The organism is Okeania sp. SIO2B9 (genome assembly GCF_010672505.1).
GTDB classification, from domain to species: domain Bacteria; phylum Cyanobacteriota; class Cyanobacteriia; order Cyanobacteriales; family Microcoleaceae; genus Okeania; species Okeania hirsuta.
The window spans coordinates 1-3,004 of record NZ_JAAHGK010000966.1; the positions used below are offsets into that span (position 1 = coordinate 1).

Here is a 3,004-nt window from a genome sequence, read left to right on the forward strand (position 1 = left end):
TCAGGAGAACTGGTAGAGTTCTCCTGCCATTACCTTGTCTAGGCCATAAATCCTGGCAATACCGTCACCCACTTGTAGAACAGTACCAACGTTAGATACTTTGACATCTTGGTCGTACTGTTCTATTTGGTCGCGAATAATTTGGCTAATTTCGTCAGGTCTGATTGATACCATTTTTCTTTTTTATTGTCCAGTCTTTATTACAAAAAATGAGTGAATTATGCTTTGAGGCTATTGCCAATTCGGCGTAGTTGTCCTTGCAGACTAGAGTCAATTATCTGAGAGCCTATTTTGATAATGACACCACCGAGTAAACTTGAATCGATTTTGGTTTCAATATCTACATCTCTTGCATCAGTCATTGATTTGACTCGTTCGCGGACTGTATTTTTTTGGTCTTCGTTTAATTCTACTGCGGAGGTCACTTCTGCTAGAACAGTTTGATTTAGTTCTCGCAATAGTGCTAGGTATTTTTTCCCTATCTCTTCTAGAAAAATAATCCGACCTCTATCAACTAGCAGCATTAAAAAATTACGCATATAGGGATCGGCTTCATCACCCATCATGCGTTGCAGCACTGCTTTTTTGTCTTCTGGTTTAATAATTGGATTTCCCATAAATTGCTTCAATTCTGGGGATTCATCCATAATATTAATCAGGGAACGTATATCTTCCCCAAATCTCTCAGCAAGGTCTTTTGATTTAGCCAAGGACATTAGAGCTGCTGCGTAGGGTTCTACAATTTCACCAGCAATTACAGTCATGATTGACCTCCTAATAACCCCAGACTACGATCTATTAATTGTTGCTGGGCATTCTCATCTAAAGTTTCTTTGAGGCGAGATTCTACTTGTGCCAATGCTTTAGATGCTACAATTGAGCGCAGTTGGGCAATTGCTTTATCTCTTTCCGAGTCCATCTCTTGGCTAGCAGTAGCTTTCATCCGCTCAATATCTTGTTCTGCCTGTTGCTCAATTTTTTGCTTGACTTCCTGTGCTCTTGTTTCAGCAGTGGCTAGAATTGTTTCAGCCTCTACTTGAGCTTGGGTCAACTTTTGTTGTTGAGCTGCTAGAGCTGATGCTGCTTCTTGTTGACGTTTTTCTGCTTCTTTGATTGCTTGTTCAATAGTGGCGCGTCTTTCACTAAGAATTTTCCCAATAAAGCCTCGCCCAAAATAAATTAAAACTACAATCAAAATTCCTAAATTAATTAGGTTAGTGTCTAAAAGATCCAGGTTTAAACCGAAACCTTCTTCTGCGCTAGCTTCTGTGGCTAGCCATAAAACATTTACCATGATATCCTGTGATAGTTAGCCTTAAATTATCTTGTTGGATGCTGAGTTTTACGATCTATCGCCTCAACTTTTCCACCTGGAATTTTCTTTGGCTATCTGACCAATTCTGGTCCTAATAGTTTTTCTAGAATTTGGTGGCTCAAAGAGTCTACCTGTTCTTCTAACTGTTGCAAAGCTGCTTGCTTTTGCTCTTCTATTTCTTGAGCTGCTTGTTCTCTTTTGGCTTGTGCTTCCTGTTGAGCTTTAGCCACTTTTTCGGCTACTATTTTCTGAGCTTCTGCTTGAGCTTCAGTAATAATTGCTTGAGATTTTTTACGAGTTTCTGCTAGGTCTTGCTCGTATTGTTCAGCTAATTTTTTTGTTTTTGCCAAACCCTCTTGTGCTTTGATTTGATTGTCGCGGATATAATCTGCACGAGAATCTATAGCTTTACCCAGTGGTTTGTAAAAAATTTTATCCAAGACAAAAGCCAGAATCAGAAACTGAATTGCCATTAAGGGTAGAGTTGCATTAATGTCAAACAAACCACCCTTTTCTGCTACTTCTTCAACGGCTAGTAATATTGTCCAATTTATCATTTTCTCTAATCTTTAGGTGGTTCCCATAGTTTAAGTAGGATTTAACTAGCTATCAGCTATTAGCGCTTCAGCTATCAGCCTAAAAATTTGCGCAATTAGGTATTTGTTTGCGGAGCATTCCGGAACGGAAAAGCTTGGATAAAACATCCCCAACTTCTATAAAGTCGCTTAATTTTAGGAGAGGCTTAAATTCCCTTCTAAAAAGCTGACTGCTGAACTGCTGTTTGCGTTTGCGTAGCATCCCGTAGGGAAGAATTCCGTCAGGAAATGCTTGTTAAAGATTTTAGATTTTCGATCTCCAAAATCAAAAATCTAAAATCCCTATTTTCTATAATGAGGGTTGTTTATGCAAAGGGGTTGGCAAATAGCAACACTAGTGATACCACCAAACCGTAAATTGTTAAAGCTTCCATAAATGCCAAACTCAACAATAATGTGCCTCGAATTTTTCCTTCTGCTTCTGGTTGACGGGCAATACCTTCTACAGCTTGACCTGCTGCATTTCCTTGACCAATTCCAGGACCAATCGCACCTAAACCTACAGCTAAGGCAGCAGCAACGACGGAAGCAGCAGCAATCAATGGATCCATAATAATTTTCTTTCCTTTTTTAACCTAAAGTACAAACTTGACGATTAACTAGAACTATATTGATTACACTGTTGCGTAATCAACTACATACACAATTGTCACTTTTTTCGATGAACTGATGTGATGATTGAAGTGAAATATGAAACTCAATAAGTTCAAGTTTCATGCTTTTATCTCACATCACTCGTCAACTCTGAAGTTTACTTGTTTTGTTGTTTTGGGGGACTTATTGCTCTACCATTTCCAGTTTCCGTGAATCTGGCGATAATTCATCCCATTCACTGCTTAGAATACCAGACTTTGAGTTACTTTTAAGCAAATTTTTTTTCTACTACCCACCTAATTCTTAATCGTGATGTTCTGCGCCATGTTCTTCTAACGCTTCTCCGATGTAGTTAGCAGCTAGGGTTGCAAAAATCAATGCTTGAATAGCACTTAAAAATAGACCCAAAACCATTAGTGGTAAAGGAATAAATAGAGGTACTAGCAGAACTAGCACTCCCACAACCAATTCATCAGCAAGAATATTACCAAATAAACGG

At 38.7% G+C, this 3,004-nt stretch carries 5 protein-coding genes and 1 pseudogene; all 6 read right to left on the reverse strand.

Annotation, left to right across the window (positions count from 1 at the left end; translation table 11 throughout):
- Nucleotides 1-174 (reverse strand): annotated as a pseudogene (locus F6K13_RS26065) (F0F1 ATP synthase subunit alpha); the annotation flags it as partial.
- A 44-nt stretch (nt 175-218) separates the two neighbouring features.
- Nucleotides 219-764 carry an ATP synthase F1 subunit delta gene (gene atpH, locus F6K13_RS26070; RefSeq protein ID WP_124143161.1) on the reverse strand — a complete coding sequence of 182 codons (546 nt, stop codon included), beginning with the start codon at nt 762-764 and terminating at the stop codon, nt 219-221.
- Nucleotides 761-1,294, reverse strand: coding sequence for a F0F1 ATP synthase subunit B (locus tag F6K13_RS26075; RefSeq protein ID WP_124143162.1), 534 nt, complete (start codon nt 1,292-1,294; stop codon nt 761-763). The genes atpH and F6K13_RS26075 overlap by 4 nt, the downstream gene beginning before the upstream one ends.
- Nucleotides 1,295-1,386: 92 nt before the next feature.
- On the reverse strand, nt 1,387-1,872 hold the full coding sequence (locus F6K13_RS26080; RefSeq protein ID WP_124143163.1) for a F0F1 ATP synthase subunit B': 486 nt from the start codon (nt 1,870-1,872) through the stop codon (nt 1,387-1,389).
- Between the two features lie 344 nt (nt 1,873-2,216).
- Entirely contained in the window at nt 2,217-2,462 is a 246-nt protein-coding gene (atpE, locus tag F6K13_RS26085) for an ATP synthase F0 subunit C (RefSeq protein WP_011611801.1), read from the reverse strand.
- Between the two features lie 346 nt (nt 2,463-2,808).
- A partial coding sequence (locus F6K13_RS26090) for a F0F1 ATP synthase subunit A (RefSeq protein WP_287288860.1) occupies nt 2,809-3,004 on the reverse strand: 196 nt, incomplete at its 5' end.

Coding starts and splice junctions, on each gene's coding strand:
- atpH (WP_124143161.1), bottom strand. CDS start 764: ATGACTGTAATTGCTGGTGAAATTGTAGAACCCTACGCAGCAGCTCTA.
- F6K13_RS26075 (WP_124143162.1), bottom strand. CDS start 1,294: ATGGTAAATGTTTTATGGCTAGCCACAGAAGCTAGCGCAGAAGAAGGT.
- F6K13_RS26080 (WP_124143163.1), bottom strand. CDS start 1,872: ATGATAAATTGGACAATATTACTAGCCGTTGAAGAAGTAGCAGAAAAG.
- atpE (WP_011611801.1), bottom strand. CDS start 2,462: ATGGATCCATTGATTGCTGCTGCTTCCGTCGTTGCTGCTGCCTTAGCT.